13 protein-coding genes and 1 pseudogene are annotated in these 18,064 nt (G+C 73.2%); 9 read left to right on the top strand and 5 right to left on the bottom strand.

The annotated features are described in order from the left end of the window. Positions 1–51 precede the first annotated feature (51 nt). Positions 52–3,027, top strand: a pseudogene (locus I3F58_RS27520) (hypothetical protein); the annotation flags it as partial. 45 nt (positions 3,028–3,072) lie between these two features. Here I3F58_RS27520 and I3F58_RS27515 read toward each other — a convergent pair. Beyond that, positions 3,073–3,450, bottom strand: coding sequence for a hypothetical protein (locus I3F58_RS27515; protein ID WP_240111420.1), 378 nt, complete (start codon positions 3,448–3,450; stop codon positions 3,073–3,075). 395 nt (positions 3,451–3,845) lie between these two features. On the opposite strand from I3F58_RS27515, the gene I3F58_RS27510 reads away from it, so the two are divergent. The 4 genes from I3F58_RS27510 to I3F58_RS27495 are packed head-to-tail and all read left to right on the top strand — an operon-like array spanning position 3,846 to position 7,999. Then, positions 3,846–6,560 carry a nitrate- and nitrite sensing domain-containing protein gene (locus I3F58_RS27510; RefSeq protein ID WP_240111419.1) on the top strand — a complete coding sequence of 905 codons (2,715 nt, stop codon included), beginning with the start codon at positions 3,846–3,848 and terminating at the stop codon, positions 6,558–6,560. Further along, the gene (locus I3F58_RS27505; protein WP_240111418.1) at positions 6,557–6,988 is read left to right on the top strand and encodes a roadblock/LC7 domain-containing protein; all 432 of its coding nucleotides are present in this window, start codon (positions 6,557–6,559) and stop codon (positions 6,986–6,988) included. The genes I3F58_RS27510 and I3F58_RS27505 overlap by 4 nt, the downstream gene beginning before the upstream one ends. A gap of 11 nt (positions 6,989–6,999) precedes the next feature. Continuing rightward, the gene (locus I3F58_RS27500) at positions 7,000–7,407 is read left to right on the top strand and encodes a DUF742 domain-containing protein (RefSeq protein WP_240111417.1); all 408 of its coding nucleotides are present in this window, start codon (positions 7,000–7,002) and stop codon (positions 7,405–7,407) included. After that, complete coding sequence (locus I3F58_RS27495) at positions 7,388–7,999, top strand: ATP/GTP-binding protein (RefSeq protein ID WP_240111416.1); 612 nt, start codon at positions 7,388–7,390, stop codon at positions 7,997–7,999. Before I3F58_RS27500 ends, I3F58_RS27495 begins: the two co-directional genes overlap by 20 nt. Positions 8,000–8,015: 16 nt before the next feature. On the opposite strand, the gene I3F58_RS27490 is transcribed toward I3F58_RS27495, so the two are convergent. Beyond that, positions 8,016–8,834: a M15 family metallopeptidase gene (locus I3F58_RS27490; RefSeq protein WP_240111415.1), complete on the bottom strand. Its 819-nt coding sequence runs from the start codon at positions 8,832–8,834 to the stop codon at positions 8,016–8,018. Between I3F58_RS27490 and I3F58_RS27485 the strand changes: the two genes are divergently transcribed. Then, positions 8,833–9,381: an NUDIX domain-containing protein gene (locus tag I3F58_RS27485; RefSeq protein WP_240111414.1), complete on the top strand. Its 549-nt coding sequence runs from the start codon at positions 8,833–8,835 to the stop codon at positions 9,379–9,381. The genes I3F58_RS27490 and I3F58_RS27485 overlap by 2 nt on opposite strands. Positions 9,382–9,390: 9 nt before the next feature. On the opposite strand, the gene I3F58_RS27480 is transcribed toward I3F58_RS27485, so the two are convergent. Continuing rightward, complete coding sequence (locus I3F58_RS27480; protein WP_240111413.1) at positions 9,391–11,751, bottom strand: glycoside hydrolase family 31 protein; 2,361 nt, start codon at positions 11,749–11,751, stop codon at positions 9,391–9,393. A gap of 210 nt (positions 11,752–11,961) precedes the next feature. On the opposite strand from I3F58_RS27480, the gene I3F58_RS27475 reads away from it, so the two are divergent. From I3F58_RS27475 to I3F58_RS27465, 3 genes are all read left to right on the top strand, one after another. Next, positions 11,962–13,974 (top strand): acetoacetate--CoA ligase, encoded by a 2,013-nt coding sequence (locus tag I3F58_RS27475; RefSeq protein WP_240111412.1) that lies wholly within the window; start codon positions 11,962–11,964, stop codon positions 13,972–13,974. Positions 13,975–14,051: 77 nt separating this feature from the next. Beyond that, a complete protein-coding gene (locus tag I3F58_RS27470) occupies positions 14,052–14,951 on the top strand; it encodes a hypothetical protein (protein ID WP_240111411.1) in 900 nt (299 codons plus the stop codon). 157 nt (positions 14,952–15,108) lie between these two features. Continuing rightward, positions 15,109–15,246, top strand: a complete 138-nt coding sequence (locus tag I3F58_RS27465) for a hypothetical protein (protein ID WP_240111410.1) — start codon at positions 15,109–15,111, stop codon at positions 15,244–15,246. An 85-nt stretch (positions 15,247–15,331) separates the two neighbouring features. On the opposite strand, the gene ptsP is transcribed toward I3F58_RS27465, so the two are convergent. Both ptsP and I3F58_RS27455 read right to left on the bottom strand, forming a co-directional pair. Beyond that, positions 15,332–17,002, bottom strand: a complete 1,671-nt coding sequence (ptsP, locus tag I3F58_RS27460) for a phosphoenolpyruvate--protein phosphotransferase (protein ID WP_240111422.1) — start codon at positions 17,000–17,002, stop codon at positions 15,332–15,334. Between the two features lie 117 nt (positions 17,003–17,119). Next, on the bottom strand, positions 17,120–17,569 hold the full coding sequence (locus tag I3F58_RS27455) for a PTS glucose transporter subunit IIA (protein WP_240111409.1): 450 nt from the start codon (positions 17,567–17,569) through the stop codon (positions 17,120–17,122). Between the last annotated feature and the right edge of the window lie 495 nt (positions 17,570–18,064).

Genomic DNA, 18,064 nt, shown 5'->3' with positions numbered 1-18,064 from the left:
AGATGAACTCGTCGCCCGCCTCGTCGAGGATGGGGACGCCCATCTTCTGCCAGTCGCCGGGCAGCCGCCGACGAGTCCCGCGCCGAACTCGCCGCCGCCCGGGCCGCCGACGCCGCGCAGGCCGCCCGGCAGGCCCACCTGGCCGAGCGCCGCGCCGCCGAGGCCATCGCCGCCGAAGAGCGCCTCGCGGAACTCCTCAGTCTGCCGTCCGCGGTGAAGGCCCCTCAGGTGCCCCGGCAGAACACCGGTGAGAGCGCCCCCGCCGCCGTCCGCGCGGGCCGGCCCCAGGGCCCTCTCACCGCCGAGGAACTCGACCGGTACGCCGACGAGCTGCGCGGCCTCCTCGACCAGACCGTCACCACCGCGGAACGCAAGCTCTTCGACCTCCGCACCGCCGCCGCCGACGACGCCCGCATCCTCGGCGCCCTGGGAGACGGAGGCCTCCTCCCGCCCGGCCCCGACGTCCTCGCCACCGTCGAGTTCCTCGGAGAGCACGGCGTTCCCGCCCTCCCCGGCTGGCGCTACCTCGCCCAGTCCGTCGACCCGGCCGACCACGCCGCCGTCCTCGCGACCCGACCCGAGCTGGTCGACGGGGTCGTCGTCACCGACCCCCTCTCGTACGCGCGCGCCCGCGAGGCACTGTCCGGCGCCGCCCTCCTGCCGCGCTCCGCCGTCGCCGTCGGCACCGCCGCCGCCCTCCTCGCCCCCGTGCCGCGGCCGACGGACGAACAGGGGCCCGACGGCGACGTGTTCCTCGTCCCGCCGAATCCGGCCATGCACGACGAACACGCCGCCGACGAGGAACGCCAGGCGCTGCGCGCCCGCGCCGCGGCCCGCGACGAGGAGATCCGTGCCCTCGCCGCCCGCCTCACCGGCGACCGTGCCCTCGCCGCACGCCTCGGCTCCTGGCGCGCCGACTGCCCGCCCGGCATGCTCACCGAGCTCGCCCAGGGTGCCGCCGCCGCGGATGAGGCCGCCGAGACCGCCGAGGCCGCCCTCGCACAGGCCCGCGCGGTCCGTTCCGAAGCCGACGAGGCCGCCGCGGAGACCGCCCGGGTACGCGAGGAACGGCAGGAGGCCGCTCAGCGGGCCCGCCGTGCCGCGGACGCCCTCGCCGGGCTCGCCTCCCGGCTCCGCGAGCGTGCCACCTGGCAGGTCCGCCTCAGGGAGCTGGCCGACGAGGCGGCGGAGGCCGAGGCCCGGGCGCAGGCCTGTCTGGAACGTGCCCGCTCCGCGGACGAGGACCGCCGTGCCGCCCAGCGGGCCGCCGACGACGCCCACCGCACCGCCCGCGCCCTGCGTGCCGAGCGCTCCGAGATCGCCGGCGCCCACGAGGACCTTCCCGAGGAGAAGCCCGACGGCACCGCCCTCCTCGACGGCGGCGTCGCCCGCCCCTCGCTGCCCGCCCTCCGCGAGGCCTACCGGGCCGCCTCCCAGCTGTACGAGAAGGTCGGCGTCGGCGCCGACCTGCGCGCCGAGCAGGCCCGCGCCGAGAGCGACGAGAGCGCCGCCCACGCCGAACTCGACCGGCTCACCAACAAGGTCCGCACCCGCGCCGCCCAGCTCCTGGAGAGCCCCGACGGCGCCGACGGGCCCTCCCGGCAGGCCGCCGCCGCCCGCGCCGAATCCCACGTACAGCTCCTGGAGTCCCGGTCCTCCGAGGCCAGCGAGAAGGTCGGCCGCCTCAGCGGCGAGGCCGAGCGGCTCGCCCCCGCAGACGGCGCCGCGCACACGGACCTCCCTGAGGACCTGATCCCCGCCGACGCCGACCACGCGCAGATCCTGCTGCGCACCGCCACCGGCGAACTCGCCGCGCACACCGACGCGCTGGAAGCCGCCCGGGACGCACACACCCGGCTGCTGCGCGCCCACCGCACGGCCGAGGAGTCGGCTAGCGGCTTCGACGAACTGGCCGCGCTCCTGCGCGACCTGCTCCGCGAGCACACCGGCGAGGACCCGCAGGACCCCGCTCCCTACCCGGACTCCCCGGAGGAGGCCCGCAGGGCCGTCGCAGAGGCCCGCCGCTCCCTGCGCGGCTGCGCCGCCGACCTGTCGGCCGCCGAGGCCGCCGTACGGGAGGCCTGCGACGTCCTCGTACGGCACGCCAACTCCACCCGCTACGAACAGGTCCGCACCCCCGCCCGCCAGCAGATCCGCGAACTGCCCGCCTCGGCACTGCCCGAGCACGCCGCCAGGTGGGCCGAGGCCTTCGCGCCCCGGCTGCGCGTCCTCACCGACGAACTGGCCCAGCTGGAACGCAACCGGGACTCGATCGTCGACCGGCTGCGCGGCCTGGTCGAGTCCGCTCTCACCACTCTGCGCTCCGCGCAGCGCCTCTCCCGCCTCCCCGAGGGACTGGGGGAGTGGTCCGGCCAGGAGTTCCTGCGCGTCCGCTTCGAGGAACCCGACCAGGCCACCCTCGTCGAGCGCCTGGGCGAGGTCATCGACGAGGCCACCAGCGCCGCCGTCAGGAAGAACTCCGACCTGCGCCGCGACGGCATGTCCCTGCTGCTGCGCGGTGTCCAGGCCGCCCTCCGGCCCAAGGGCGTCGCGGTGGAGATCCTCAAACCGGACGCCGTGCTGCGCGCCGAGCGCGTCCCCGTCGGCCAGATGGGCGACGTGTTCTCCGGGGGCCAGCTCCTCACCGCCGCCATCGCCCTCTACTGCACGATGGCCGCACTGCGCAGCAACGACCGCGGGCGCGACAAACACCGGCACGCCGGCACGCTGTTCCTGGACAACCCCATCGGCCGGGCCAACGCCACCTACCTGCTGGAACTCCAGCGGGCCGTGTCGGACGCGCTGGGCGTACAGCTGCTGTACACCACGGGCCTGTTCGACACCACGGCGCTCGCGGAGTTCCCGCTGGTCATCCGTCTCCGCAACGATGCGGACCTGCGGGCCGGGCTGAAGTACATCAGCGTCGAGGAACACCTCCGCCCGGGTCTGCCCCAGCCCCGCACCGAGGGCGAACAGATCCACGGCGAGATCACCGCGACCCGCATGTTCAAGCGTGCGGAAGGCTGACGGACGCCGCACCGGCGCGTGACGCGCGCCGGTGCGGCCCCGCGCCTACACCCGCGACAGCTCCCCTGGCCGTATCCGCGCCGCCTCCCGCGCGGCCCGCCGCGCCCGCCTCCGCTCCCGCCGCAGCCGCCGCGCCGTACTGCTGGGCTCCGACACCACCCCGTACCGCTGGTTCCACACCTGCCGGGTCACCCACACATCCAGCACCGCCCAGGTCGTCCCGACGGTGCTCCCCACCGCACCCAGCAGTACCGGAAACGCCAGCCACGAACCCGCCAGCGTCAGCAGGTACGCCGTCACGGCCTGAATCAGCGTCAGAGACAGCACCAGCACGGCCCGCACGGCTGCCGAACGGACCGGATCAGGAAGCCTGCGCCGACCGACCGGCTCCTCCACCCACAGCTCACGCCGCCCCGCGCCCATCACACGTCACTCCCCATCCGACTCTCCTCAGGGGTAGGTGGCTGCCCTTGTTGAGCGGATTTACGCCGACAGATCACGCCGCCCCCGTACAAGAAGACGCATGAGCGGACAGGAAGATTCCCGGAAGTCCTCAACTCCAGCCCCCTGATGTCACCTTGTACCGGATGCGTCACGCCGGGTGGCCTCCGCCACAGTTCCCCTCCCCAACTCCCCGGATACCGGGACAACCCCAGAACAACGCCTCGGGATCCGTTCGAAAAACGTACGGCAGAACCTTCGAGTTGCCCGAGCGTCAGTAGTAGGCTCGCGCAAGTTTGTTGATGTGTTGATGTGTACACCCGGGCGGGCCGCCGACGGCGGAGAACGGCGGAGCCGGGTGCGAGCTGGGGGAGGCCATGGGCTTTCGCGGGAAATCGATCCGCAGGAAGATCGTGGCCTTGCTGCTCGTCCCCCTCCTCTCCCTCACGGGCCTCTGGGGTTTCGCGACCTTCCTCACCGTCCGCGAGGCGGGCATCCTCCTCGACGTCGGGCCGATCGTGAAGAAGATCGGCTACCCCCTGGAGGACACCGTCCGGGTCATCCAGCAGGAACGCCGCCAGAGCCTCATCTACCTGGCCGACCCCCGTACCGCCAACGCCCACACGGCCCTGCTCCGGGACCGCGAGGCCACCGACCGCACCGTCGCCGCGCTGCGCGCCCACGCCGACGACCCCGGCATCACCGGCACGCTCGACGAGGCCGCCAACGAGCGCCTCACCTCCCTCATCGAGGCCATCGACGGCCTGGAGACGCTGCGCCGCTCCGTCGACACCCGGGCCATCGGCCGTATCCAGGCGCTGGAGTTCTACAACCGGCTCATCGACCCCTGCTACGCCTTCCTCATCAACCTCCATCCCCTCGACAACGTCGAGATGGACAAAGAGGCCCGCGCGCTCATCGGCCTCGCCCGCGCCCGCGAGATGCTCGCCCGCGAGGACGCCCTCGTCGTCTCCTCTCTCATCAGCAACCGGATCACCGCCGAGGAGATCCGGCTGGTCTCCGACCTGGTCTCCCGCCGCCACCAGCTCACCGAGGTCAACCTGGAGGTCCTGCCCGCGGCCGAACGCGAGACCTTCCAGCTCTACTGGCGCGGCAGCACCGTCCAGCCGCTGCTCCAGGCCGAGGAGGCCATCATCACGGCGAGCCCCACCGGCGACCCCCGCCGGGTCATGGGCACCGCCCGCTGGGAGGAGTCCGCGACCGCCGTCCTCACCAACCTCGGCGCAGAGAACACCAAGGCGGGCCACCGGTACGAGGAACGCGTCCAGCCCGCCGCACACAGCGTCCTGCTCAAGGCCGGGGTCGCGGGCATCCTGGGCTTCCTCGCACTCCTCGGCTCCGTCGTCGTCTCCGTACGCATCGGCCGCAGCCTCGTCCGCGACCTCACCCGGCTCCGCAGGGAGGCCCAGGAGGTCTCCGGCGTGCGGCTGCCCAGCGTGATGCGCCGCCTCGCGGCCGGCGAGCAGGTCGACGTCGAGACGGAGGTGCCCCACCTGGACTACGAGAAGGACGAGGTCGGCCAGGTCGGCCGGGCCCTCAACACGCTCCAGCGTGCCGCCGTCGAAGCCGCCGTCAAACAGGCCGACATGCGCCGCGGCGTCTCCGAGGTCTTCGTCAACCTCGCCCGCCGCAACCAGGTCCTGCTCCACCGCCAGCTCACCCTTCTGGACACCATGGAGCGGCGCACCGAGGACACCGAGGAGCTGGCAGACCTCTTCCGCCTCGACCACCTCACCACCCGTATGCGCCGCCACGCCGAGGGCCTGGTGATCCTCTCCGGCGCCGCCCCCTCCCGCCAGTGGCGCAAGCCCGTCCAGCTCATGGACGTCGTCCGGGCCGCCGTGGCCGAGGTCGAGGACTACGAGCGGATCGAGGTACGCCGCCTGCCGCGCACCGGCGTCAGCGGCCCCGCCGTGGCGGACCTCACGCACCTGATCGCGGAACTCCTGGAGAACGCCACCGTCTTCTCGCCCCCGCACACCGCCGTCCAGGTCCTCGGGGAGCGCGTCGCCAACGGCTTCACCCTGGAGATCCACGACCGGGGCCTCGGCATGCCGGCCGAGGACATGCTCGACGCCAACCTGCGGCTGGCCGAGACCCCCGAGTTCGAACTCTCCGACACCGACCGGCTCGGCCTCTTCGTCGTCAGCCGCCTCGCCCGCCGCCAGAACGTCCGTGTCTCGCTGCAGCCCTCGCCGTACGGGGGGACCACAGCCGTCGTCTTCATCCCGGCCCCGCTCCTGACCGACGCCCCGGCCGCCGAGGGCGCGGGCTTCCGCCTGGACCGCGCGGCCAAGGACCGCCCGTCCGGCACCGACCGCAACGGCGGGGGCCGCAGGCACACTCTGGAAGCCGCCGTCCTGAACGGCCCGGTCGAGCTGGAGGGCCCCGTCGAAGCGGGAGCCCCTCTCGGCCTCCTGGACGAGCTGGACGACGAGCTGCGCACCGGCGCCCGGCATCCCGGGGAAGGCGCCCCCGGCGGCCCCTTCCGGCCCCGCACCGGCCTGCGCCCCGCAGACGAGGCCGCTCAGCACGCCCAGGCATCCGACACGGACCCCGCACCCGGCAGCGGTCACCCCCCGGGCCACCTGGCGACCCCGGTCGAGCTGCCGCGCCGCCGTAAACAGCCCACGCTCGTCGCCCGCCACGGCCGTCGCCTCGACCGCCCGGAACACCCCGAAGCAGACACTCCCGGCCCGCGCCCGGCCCTCACCCCGCTCCCCGAGAGCGCCGGGGCGGCCGAGCCCGGCCCCGCCGAGGAGCCGCCCTCCGCTCCCGAGCGCCCGGCGGCGCCGGAGGCCGGCAGCGCCGCCGCACGCCCCGCCCCGGACCCCGACCAGGACACCCTGACGCTGCACGGCCTGCCCCGCCGTGTCCGCCAGGCGAGCCTCGTCCCCCAGCTGCGGAAGCAGGACGGCCGCCCCGCCGCCCCGCGCCCCGCCGCCCCGCAACAGGACACCGAGCGCGACGCGGAGGAAGTACGCCTCCGCATGAGCGCGATGCAACGCGGCTGGCAGCGTGCCCGCCGCGAAGACGCACCAGGAACGACACCGGAGGGGAACGGTCGATGACCGCACCGAACGCCGCAACACCCAACACCCAGGGCGAGCTGAACTGGCTCCTCGACGAACTGGTCGAGCGCGTCGGCTCCGTCCGCAAGGCCCTGGTGCTGTCCGGCGACGGCCTGCCCACCGGTGCCTCCAAGGACCTCAGCCGCGAGGACAGCGAGCACATGGCCGCCGTCGCCTCCGGCTTCCACAGCCTCGCCAAGGGCGTGGGCCGCCACTTCGAAGCCGGCCAGGTCCGCCAGACCGTCGTCGAACTGGAAGAGGCCTTCCTGTTCGTCACCGCCGCCGGCGACGGCAGCTGCCTCGCCGTGCTCGCGGACGCCGACTCGGACGTCGGCCTCATCGCCTACGAGATGACGCTCATGGTCAAGCGCGTCGGTGTGCACCTCGCGACCGCCCCGCGCGGCGGCGGTCTGCCCGCCGGAGGGTGAGGCGGGATGCGATGACCGACGCACCCGGACCACACCCCGGGGACGCCCACCACTGGTTCGACGACGACGCCGGACCGGTGGTCCGCCCGTACGCGATGACCCGGGGCCGCACCGGCAGCGCCACCCGTCACCGGCTCGACCTGATCGCGGTGGTCGTCCCGGAACCCGCGGCGGACGACCCCGGCCGCGACCAGTCACTGTCCCCGGAGCACGTGGAGATCGTCGAGCGGTGCGCCGAGTGCCCCCGCTCCGTCGCGGAACTCGCCGCCGACATGGACCTGCCCGTCGGGGTCATCCGGGTCCTCGTCGGAGACCTCCTCGATGAGGAACTCGTCCACGTGACCCGTCCCGTACCGCCGGCCGAGCTGCCGGACGTGAGCATTCTGCGTGAGGTGATCAATGGCCTTCGGGCGCTCTAGCCGCAAGGATCCGCCGCCGGTCGACCCGGTGACGTTGAAGATCCTGGTCGCGGGTGGATTCGGGGTGGGCAAGACAACCATGGTCGGTGCGGTGAGCGAGATCCGGCCGCTGCGCACCGAGGAGAACCTCACCGAGGCTGGCCGGCCGGTCGACGACCTGAACGGCGTCGAGTCCAAGTCCACGACCACGGTGGCCATGGACTTCGGCCGGATCACCCTCCGCGACGACCTCACGCTCTACCTCTTCGGGACCCCAGGCCAGGACCGTTTCTGGTTCCTCTGGGACGAACTGGCCACCGGGGCGCTGGGCGCGGTCGTCCTGGCGGACACCCGCCGCCTCGACGACTCCTTCGCGGCGATCGACTACTTCGAACGGCGCGGACTGCCGTTCCTGGTCGGCGTCAACTGCTTCGAGGGCGCCGACCGCTACCCGCCCGAGACCGTACGGGCCGCCCTGGACCTCGACCCCGACGTGCCGCTCATGATGTGCGACGCCCGGGACCGGGAGTCGGTGAAGGACGTCCTGGTCACCCTGGTCCGGCACGCCATGACCTTCACCGTGCCGCCACCCGCCCCCGAGCCGGTCGCCTGAGCGGTTCGGGGACCGGTCACCGGACCACCGACCGCCGCGCCACCGGAAAGTCGAAGTACGTCGCCGGGAACGGCTCCGGCCGGTGCGTGAAATGCCACCACTCCTCAGGCAGGCCGACGAAACCCTGCTCGGCCAGCACCTCCCGCAGCCGGTCGCGGTTCTCCCGTGGCACACCGACGATCCGCGGATCGTCGGTGTGCGACCTGGGGTCGAAGCAGTCATAGCCCGTCCCCATGTCCACCGAGCTGTCCGGGAACCTCTTCTCCGGCGGCGCCGCGCAGTCGCCGAGCGGCTCGCCCGGCACATACGGACGGGCGGGCACCGCGGGGAGCCGCACCAGCGTCACATCGACCGTGGCCCCCCGGCTGTGCCCGGACCGCTCCGCGATGTACCCGTCCTCGAACAGTCGCGCCTTGTCGACCCGCGGATAGAACTCCTCCCTCATCCGCTGGTCCGTCAGATCCCGGGCCCACCGGACGAAGTGGTCCACCGCCCGCTGCGGCCGGTAGCAGTCGTACACCTTCAGCGAGTACCCCTGCCGCAGCAGCAGCCGCTGTGCCCGGCGCAGCGCCTCGGCGGCGGACCGGGTCAGCAGGCACAGCGGCTGCCGGTACCCGTCCACCGGCCCGCCGACAAAATTGTGCTCCGTCGTGTAGCGCATCTCCTGAAGAACCGTCGGATCAACCGAACGGAGCGTCACGAACGCGATCGGCGCCTTCGGTTCCGGATCCGCCCGCGCCCGGTCCACGCCGACGGCGGTGGAGGCGGCAGCGCACACCCCGGCGATCAGCACGGTGAGCACACCGCGTGCGACAGCGTAACGGCGTCGTGTCATGCACACCGTCTACCCCACGCACCCCGCCGATACAGTCGGCCCCGTGAAGTACACCCACTGCGCCGCCTGCGGCACCCGGCACGCCGCACCCGCCGGGACCTGGCCCCGCACCTGCCCCGCCTGCGGCACCACCGCCTACCGCAACCCGCTCCCGGTGGCCGTCGCCCTCCTTCCCGTCACCGCGGACGACGGCACCGGACTCGTCGCCATCACCCGCACCATCGAACCCCAGCGCGGCGGCGTCGCCCTGCCCGGCGGCTTCATCGACCACGCCGAGGACTGGCGGGACGCCGTCGTCCGCGAACTCAGGGAGGAGACCGGCATCGAGGCCCCCGCCCACGAGGTGCGTCTGGCCGACGCGATGAGTTCTCCCGGCGGCCACCTCCTCCTTTTCGGCCTCCTTCCCACACGCCCCGCCGACACCCTCCCGCCGTCGGCCCCGACCGCCGAGACCACCGGCCACCACCTTCTGTACGGACCCGAGCCCCTCGCGTTCCCCCTGCACACGGCAGCCGTACGCAACTGGTTCGGCGGCCGCTACGCCTGACCGCCCCGCTCACCCCGCCCCGCGCACCCGGACCCCTTCCTCCACGACCACAGCCCCCGCCTCCCCGACCCGCTCCACCCGCACCGCACCCTCCACCCAACGCGTCACATAACGCTCCACCTCCACCGGCCCCCAGCCGTCCCCCGGATCCCGTACGACCACACCACCCCCCGTCCGCCCCGGCGCCGGCGCCCACACCTCCAGCTCCACCGTCCCGCCCGCACCCCGCACCGGAACCACCGCCCCCGCCCGCGCCAGCACGGGGATCCGCGACAGCGGCGCGTCCACCCGCACCCGCCCCGGACCCTCGTACGCCCGCCCCGTCACCGTCTCGTACCACCGCCCCCGCGGCAGCCGCACCACCCGCCGCTCCGCGCCACGCTCCAGCACCGGCGCCACCAGCAACGCGTCTCCCAGCAGGAACGCGTCCGCACAGTCCCGGAGCTCCCGGTCCTCCGGCGCACTCCACCACAAAGGGCGCACATACGGCGCACCCGTCAACCGCGCCCACCACGCCAGCGTCACGAAGTACGGCCGCAGCCGCTCCCGCTCCTCCAGCGCCACGCGCGCGTGCTCCAGCACCTCCGGCCCGAACTCCCAGGGCTCCCGCCGCCCCGCGTCGATCGCCGCGTGCGTACGGAACAACGGCAGCCACGCCCCCAGCTGGAACCACCGCAGATACAGCTCCGGGGACGGACGCCCGTCGAACCCGCCCACATCCGGCCCCGAATAAGGGACGCCGCACAAGCCCAGCCCCAGCACCAGCGCCAGAGACGCCCGCAGCCCCGCCCACCCCGTCGCCACATCCCCCGACCACGTCCCGCCGTACCGCTGCATCCCCGCCCACCCGGACCGCGAGAAGAGGAACGGCCGCTCCTCCGGCCGCAGCCGCGTCAGCCCCTCGTATCCGGCCCGCGCCATCGCCAGCCCGTACACGTTGTGCGCCTCCCGGTGGTCCCCGCCCCGCCCTTCCAACGAGTGCCGCGCCGACCGGGGCAGCGTCATGTCCCCGAACGGGGTGAACGACACCGGCTCGTTCATGTCGTGCCACACCCCCGCGAACCCCTGCGCCAGCCGCTCCCCGTACAGCCCGCCCCACCACTCCCGTACCGCGGGATCCGTGAAGTCCGGATACACGCACTCACCCGGCCACACCACCCCCCGCACCAGCCCCCCGCGCGTGTCCCGCACGAACGCCCCCCGCGCCCCCGCCCGCAGCCCCGCCTCGAACACCGGGCCGCCCCGCTCCGCCCGCACCGCCGGATCCACGATCGACACCAGCCGCACCCCCTGCCCGCGCAGCTCCTCCGCCAGCCCCGGGAGATCCGGGAACCGCGCCCGGTCCACCGTGAACACCCGGTGCCCGTCGTAGTGGTCGATGTCCAGATGCAGCACCGACAGCGGCAGCTCCCGCTCCCGGTAGCCCGCCACCACCCGCCGCACCTCCTCCGCGCTTCCGAACCCCCACCGCGCGTGCTGCGGCCCCAGCGCCCACGAGGGCGGCACCGCCGCGGCCCCCGTCAGCTGCGTCCAGCCCTGGAGGACCCGCGCCGGCGGCCCCACCACCGCCCAGCAGCGCAGCGGCCCCCCGCTCATCCGCACCTCGCTCGTCCCCGGCCGGTCATGCCCCGACCCCGCCCCCTCCGCGCCCTCCCGCAGCGCCACCAGCCCGTCCCACGTGCTGTCGTAGAACGCCAGATGCGTCCCCGCGTCCGCCACCACCCACTGCACCGGCATCGTGATGTACAGCGGATCGGTCTCCGGGGTGAAGCTCCCCCGCGGATCGGTGTTCCACAGCCGGTACGTCCCGTTCCGCAGCCGTGGCCCCGACGCCCGCCCTCCGAGCCCGAAGAACCGCGCGTCCGCCGGTACCTCCGACCGCTGCACCCACCGCGCGGGACCCCCGCCCACCGGCTCCCACCATCGCGGCGGCAGCTCCCGCCGCAGCACCACCCCGCCAGGGGTCCGCACCTCCACCGCCCCGTGCCGCGACACCCCCACCGTCAGCCGCTCGGCCACCACCCGCCAGCCGCCGTCCGTGTCCGGCTCCAGCACCGCCCGCCCGTCCGGCTCCGGCCCCGCACCGACCACCGCGTACGACGGGGCGGGCGCCGCCCCGTCCCACCCCCAGAACACCATCCCGCCACCCGACACCCACACCCGCAGCTCCGCCCGGGCGAACCGCACCAGCCCCCCGCCCGGCAGCGGCTCCGCCCCCAGCAGCCGCCCCGGCACGCGCGCCCGCTCCGCCCCCCGCCGCGGCAGCCCCACCGCGTCCGCCCGCCGCTGCCGCCACACCGACCGCAGGGCCCGCAGCCCCCGGACCCTGCCGAACACCCATACCGAACGCACCAGCTCACGACCGTCCATGGCGGTCACCCTGCCACTCCCACCATCCCCGGCGGGAGCCGTTCAACAGCCGTTCACCCAGACCCGCCGCGCCGCCCGTCCCACCGCCCACCAGCAGGGAGCTCTGGTGCGAACAACGATCACATGGCATCGTCCTGTCAGCCGTGTCACGCGCACACCCCAGCCGTGCGCGGACACACGCCATCCGCGTACAGCCAGGGAGCACCCGCCATGACACCGACGTCTGCGACCGCGCACTCCGAGCCGTCCGAGCCGCTCTGGCAGCCGGGCCCGGACCGCATCGCCTCCGCCACGGTCACCCGCTTCCAGGCCTGGGCCGCCGAGCGCCACGGCGCCCCCGCCGACGGCGGCTACCCCGCCCTGCACCGCTGGTCCGTCGATCACCTCGACGCCTTCTGGCAGGCCGTCACCGAGTGGTTCGACGTCCGCTTCAGCACCCCCCACGCACGCGTGCTCGGCGACAGCGCCATGCCCGGCGCCGAGTGGTTCCCCGGCGCCACACTCAACTACGCCGAACACGCCCTGCGCGCCGCCGACCAGCGCCCCGACGCCCCCGCTCTGCTGCACGTCGACGAGACCCACGAACCCGTCACCGTCACCTGGGCCGAGCTCCGCCGCCAGGTCGGCGCCCTCGCCGCCGAACTGCGCGCCCTCGGCGTACGCCCCGGCGACCGCGTCAGCGGCTACCTCCCCAACATCCCGCAGGCCGTCACCGCCCTCCTCGCCACCGCCGCCGTCGGCGCCGTCTGGACCTCCTGCGCCCCCGACTTCGGCGCCCGCAGCGTCCTCGACCGCTTCCAGCAGGTCGAGCCCGTCGTCCTGTTCACCGTCGACGGCTACCGCTACGGCGGCAGGGAACACGACCGCCGCGACACCGTGGCCGAGCTCCGCCGCGAGCTGCCCACCCTCCGCGCCGTCGTCCACATCCCCCTCCTCGGCACGGACGCCCCCGAAGGCGCCCTGGAGTGGTCCGTCCTCACCGCCGGCGACGCCGCTCCCGTCTACGAGCAGGTTCCCTTCGACCATCCCCTGTGGATCCTGTACTCCTCCGGTACCACCGGCCTTCCCAAGGCCATCGTCCAGTCCCAGGGCGGCATCCTCCTCGAACATCTCAAGCAGCTCGGCCTCCACTGCGACCTCGGCCCCGACGACCGGTTCTTCTGGTACACCTCCACCGGCTGGATGATGTGGAACTTCCTCGTCTCCGGCCTCCTCACCGGTACCACCGTCGTCCTGTACGACGGCAGCCCCGGCCACCCCGACACCGGCGCCCAGTGGCGTATCGCGGAACGCACCGGAGCCACCCTCTTCGGCACCTCCGCCGCCTACGTCATGGCCTGCCGCAAGGCCGGCGTCCACCCCGCCCGCGACCACGACCTCTCCAGGGTCGGCTGCGTCGCCACCACCGGCTCCCCCCTCCCGCCCGACGGCTTCCGCTGGCTCCACGACGAGTTCGCCGCCGAGGGCCACGACCTGTGGATCGCCTCCGTCAGCGGCGGCACGGACGTGTGCAGCTGCTTCGCCGGAGCCGTCCCCACCCTCCCCGTCCACATCGGGGAACTCCAGGCCCCCTGCCTCGGCACCGACCTCCAGGCCTGGGACCCCCAGGGCAAGCCCCTCGTCGGGGAGGTCGGGGAGCTGGTCGTCACCAACCCCATGCCGTCCATGCCGATCCGCTTCTGGAACGATCCCGACGGCAGCCGCTACCACGACAGCTACTTCGAGATGTACCCGGGCGTCTGGCGCCACGGCGACTGGATCACCCTCACCGACCACGGCTCCGTGATCATCCACGGCCGCTCCGACTCCACCCTCAACCGCCAGGGCGTCCGCATGGGCAGCGCCGACATCTACGAGGCCGTCGAACGTCTCCCCGAGATCAGGGAATCCCTCGTCATCGGCCTGGAGGAACCGGGCGGCGGCTACTGGATGCCCCTCTTCGTCCACCTGGCCGAGGGCGCCACCCTCGACGATGACCTGGTCACCCGCGTCAAGCAGACCATCCGTGCCGAACTGTCCCCCCGCCACGTCCCCGACGAGATCATCGAAGTCCCGGCCATCCCGCACACCCTGACCGGCAAGCGCATCGAGGTCCCCGTCAAGCGCCTTCTGCAGGGCACCCCCCTGGAGAAGGCCGTCAACCCCGGCTCCGTCGACAACCTGGGCCTCCTTCACTTCTACGAGGACCTGGCACGGCAGCGCCGCCGGCAGCCGGCCGACTGACCGCCCGGCCGCCGCTGTCAGTCCCCCCGATTACGCTGAGTGAGAATCGATCACACAGCGGACCACCGGGGGGACCCATGGCACACACGACCAGGACGCGAAGCAACGCTCTGCGGCGAGCGCTGCGCCGCGAAGTACCGAGCACCGTCGGCCTCCTGGCCGACGAGCAGGACTTCGCGGCCATGCGCCGCTACCGCACCTTCGCCTTCGACGACCACGCCGCCTACCTCCGTGAGACCGAGCGGCTCCTGGGGGACCTCGCCTCCCACGGCGGCCACACCACCGTCACCCTCTTCGACCCCGACGAGTACGCCGCCTACTGCGCCGAGACCGGCCTCGACCCCGACAGCCCGGCAAGCCGCAGCCGCTACACCGCCGACCTCGCCGCCACGGGCGCCCGCGTCCCCTACACCGGACAGCGCATCGACGAGCTGCTCCCCCTCCTCGTCCACACCGCCGTACGCCACGCCACCAGGGAGTACGCCACGGCGCTCCTCGCGGACGCCGGCCGGTGCGCCGACTGCGGCGAGGACATCGGCCGGGCCGCCTTCGAACAGGCGACCCGCGCAGCCCACCGCCTCCTCACCCTCGCCGGACCCGGCACCCACCACCTCGTGTGCAGCGTCCGCGCAGGCGACGACAACCTCCTGGCCGCCCTCCACACCGCCTGCGGCCCCACCGGCCCCTCCGGTCTCGACACCCATGAAGCCGCCGAGTTCCTCGCCGTCCTCGCCGCCGGAATCGCCCATGAGACCCCCGGCGGCCTCGTCCTGCGCACCCTCACCCCGGAACGCCCCGACCGCCTGCGCGGCTGGCGCCTCGACCACGGCCGGCTCACCCCCCTTGCCGAGGCCGAGGTCTTCGACGCCTACTGCACCGACGCCGAGACAGGCGAACCCCTCCCACCCGAACCCGGGGTGTCGTATCACGCCGGTTACGACCTCAGCCCCGACGACGGCCGCCCCACTGACCACTAGGCCGTTTCTGATGGCTCTTGGTGGGCTGGGTGGATCTCGTAGTTGTCCGGGCAGGACGCGCGTATGGTGCGGCGACAAGCGCCGGGGACAGGCCGGTGGCCGGCCCCCGGCCTTCGGCAAGGCCCAGTACCGCCGTCGCAACGCAGTCGAGCGGTGCGTGAACAAGTGGAAGCGATTCCGCGCGGTGCCCACCCGCTACGACGAACGCGACTACATCTTCAACGGCACCCTGACCGTCACCGCCATGGTCATCTGGCTCCGCGACACCGTCCAAGAGCCATCAGAAGGGCCCTAGGCCCGCAACACGCACGAGGGGCCTTCCCGCCCCACAGCGGGAAGGCCCCTCAGCCCGGCCGCTTCGCGGCCGTGGCCTCAGCTCCTCACTCGCCCGACAGCACCGCCTGCGCCGCGAGCCGCGCCTCCTCGGCCGACTCGGCCGCCCGGGCCGCGGCAGCCGCGCGCTCACACTGAGCCAGCGTGTACTTCGCCAGCGTCGCCCGCACATACGGAATCGAGGCCGCGCCCATCGACAGGGAGGTCACCCCCAGACCCGTCAGCACACACGCCAGCAGAGGGTCGGACGCGGCCTCACCGCACACACCACAGCTCTTGCCCTCGGCCCGCGACGCCTCGGCCGACAGCGCCACCAGGTCCAGCAGTGCCGGCTGCCAGGGATCCTGCAGCCGCGACACCGCACCCACCTGCCGGTCCGCCGCGAACGTGTACTGGGCCAGGTCGTTCGTGCCCAGCGACAGGAACTCGACCTCCTGCAGGATCGACCGTGCGCGCAGCGCCGCCGACGGGATCTCCACCATGGCGCCGAACTTCGCCCGCAGCCCGGCGTCCCGGCAGGCGTCAGCGAACGCCTTGGCATCCGCCCGGTCGGCCACCATCGGCGCCATGACCTCCAGGTACACCGGAAGCCCCTCGGCCGCCTTGGACAGCGCGGTGAGCTGGGAGCGCAGCACCTCCGGGTGGTCCAGCAGCGTCCGCAGACCCCGTACCCCCAGCGCCGGGTTCGGCTCGTCCGCCGGAGTCAGGAAGTCCAGCGGCTTGTCCGCGCCCGCGTCCAGGACCCGCACGACGACCCGGCCCTCCGGAAAGGCCTCAAGCACCTTCCGGTACGCCTCGACCTGCTTCTCCTCGGACGGCGCCTTCTCGCTGTCGTCGAGGAACAGGAACTCGGTACGGAACAGGCCGACGCCCTCGGCACCCGCCTCCACCGCCGCCGGAACGTCCCCCGGACCGCCGACGTTCGCCAGCAGCGGCACCTTGTGCCCGTCGGAGGTCGCGCCCGGACCGGTCGACGCCGCCAGCGCCGCCTTCCGCTCCTCGGCCGCCTGTTCCATCGCCGCCCGCTTCTCCATGCTCGGCTCGACGAACACGTCACCCGTGCTGCCGTCCACCGCGATCACGGTGCCCTCGGCCAGCTCGCAGGCACCGGGCAGCGCCACGACTGCCGGAACCCCCAGCGCCCGCGCCAGAATCGCGCTGTGGCTGGTCGGCCCACCCTCCTCGGTCACGAACCCCAGCACCAGCGCCGGGTCGAGCAGTGCCGTGTCGGCCGGCGCCAGGTCCCGAGCGATCAGCACATACGGCTCGTCGCTGTCCGGCACACCCGGCATCGGTACACCCAGCAGCCGCGCCACGATCCGGTTGCGCACGTCGTCCAGATCCGCGACGCGCCCCGCCAGGTACTCACCGGCACCCGCCAGCAGCGCCCGGTAAGCCGCGAACGCGTCGTACACGGCGCGCTCGGCCGTGGACCCGACCGCGACCCGCCGGTCCACATCGGACATCAGCTCCGGGTCCTGCGCCATCATGGCCTGCGCCTCGAGCACGTGCTGCGCCTCGCCCCCGGCGAGGTTGCCCCGCGCTATCAGATCGGCCGCGACCGCCTCCACGGCCTGGCGGGCGCGCCCCTGCTCCCGCTCCGCCTCCTCGGCGGGGATCTGCTTGGCCGGCGGCTCCAGCACCGCCGTACCCATGTGCCGTACCTCGCCGATCGCCACACCGTGGCTCACTCCGACGCCGCGCAGCGTTGTCTCCATCGTCACCCTTCACCGTCTCCCATCGGGTTCCATCGCTTCCCCCGGACAGCGGCTCGTTCCCGCCCGCCGTCCGAGCGCCACCGGACAGGCGCCGCCACCTGGACGGCGCCCCGGTCCTCACTGCCAGACGAAGAGGGTGTCGCCCGCCTTGATGTCGCCGTCCTCGCGCAGTTCGGCCAGAGCGTCCGCGGTGGCCTCCAGGGCCACCACCGGGCAGACCGGGGACTTGCCGGCCTCCTCCACCGCGGACGGGTCCCAGCGCACGATCTCCTGGCCGCGACTCACGGTGTCGCCCTTGTTGACGAGCAGGTCGAAGCCCTCGCCGTTGAGCTGAACGGTGTCGATGCCGAGGTGCGTCAGCACGCCGTGCCCGTCGCCGTCCACCACGACGAAGGCGTGCGGGTGCAGGGAGACCACCACACCGTCCACGGGTGACACCGCCGCATGCGGCTCACGCACGGGGTCGATGGCGGTACCCGGGCCGACCATGGCACCGGAGAAGACCGGGTCGGGAACGGCGGCGAGTCCGATGGCGCGTCCGGCGAGGGGCGACGTCACGGTGGTCATGGGGGGCCTCCCAGGGGGCGGAGATGGGGTGTCGCCGTCGCTGCCTGTCCCGGACGGCGTACTGTTCAGAGCGTATGTCATAGGTAGTCCGGGTTCCGCCTGATAGCTGATGCTTTGCTCCCCTAGGGAGTACGCGAAACGATTTGCCTCAACTACCACTGCGGAGTAGTGTCGTTGCCCTGCCTGACGCCCGACGCGACTCTGAGCCGAGGGTTGGCAGCGACCGCCTGTCTGGGCGAGATCCTAACTGGTCTACACCACTACTGGTCTACACCTCTGTGTGTAGTACTTGCCGGAGGGGTGGTCAGCGAGGGTCGAAAACCCTGGTAAGGTTCTCGGGTCGGAAAGGGAAAGCGCGAAAGCGAAGAACTTCCGAGAAACGAACCCGCTCCAGCGGGTGGCAGAAACGGAAAACGGATCTGCTAAGCTGGAAACACCGAAGGGAAGCGCCCGGAGGAAAGCCTGAGAGAGTCTCTCGGGTGAGTACGAAGGAAG

The sequence above is a fragment of the Streptomyces sp. MUM 203J genome (genome assembly GCF_022414595.1).
Lineage (GTDB): Bacteria > Actinomycetota > Actinomycetes > Streptomycetales > Streptomycetaceae > Streptomyces.
Note: the sequence above shows the minus strand (reverse complement) of the source record. Positions and strands in the feature narration are given on the sequence as shown.

Coding starts and splice junctions, on each gene's coding strand:
- ptsP (WP_240111422.1), bottom strand. CDS start 17,002: ATGGAGACAACGCTGCGCGGCGTCGGAGTGAGCCACGGTGTGGCGATC.
- I3F58_RS27500 (WP_240111417.1), top strand. CDS start 7,000: ATGACCGACGCACCCGGACCACACCCCGGGGACGCCCACCACTGGTTC.
- I3F58_RS27490 (WP_240111415.1), bottom strand. CDS start 8,834: ATGACACGACGCCGTTACGCTGTCGCACGCGGTGTGCTCACCGTGCTG.
- I3F58_RS27480 (WP_240111413.1), bottom strand. CDS start 11,751: ATGGACGGTCGTGAGCTGGTGCGTTCGGTATGGGTGTTCGGCAGGGTC.
- I3F58_RS27495 (WP_240111416.1), top strand. CDS start 7,388: ATGGCCTTCGGGCGCTCTAGCCGCAAGGATCCGCCGCCGGTCGACCCG.
- I3F58_RS27515 (WP_240111420.1), bottom strand. CDS start 3,450: ATGGGCGCGGGGCGGCGTGAGCTGTGGGTGGAGGAGCCGGTCGGTCGG.
- I3F58_RS27475 (WP_240111412.1), top strand. CDS start 11,962: ATGACACCGACGTCTGCGACCGCGCACTCCGAGCCGTCCGAGCCGCTC.
- I3F58_RS27470 (WP_240111411.1), top strand. CDS start 14,052: ATGGCACACACGACCAGGACGCGAAGCAACGCTCTGCGGCGAGCGCTG.
- I3F58_RS27485 (WP_240111414.1), top strand. CDS start 8,833: ATGCACACCGTCTACCCCACGCACCCCGCCGATACAGTCGGCCCCGTG.
- I3F58_RS27505 (WP_240111418.1), top strand. CDS start 6,557: ATGACCGCACCGAACGCCGCAACACCCAACACCCAGGGCGAGCTGAAC.
- I3F58_RS27455 (WP_240111409.1), bottom strand. CDS start 17,569: ATGACCACCGTGACGTCGCCCCTCGCCGGACGCGCCATCGGACTCGCC.
- I3F58_RS27510 (WP_240111419.1), top strand. CDS start 3,846: ATGGGCTTTCGCGGGAAATCGATCCGCAGGAAGATCGTGGCCTTGCTG.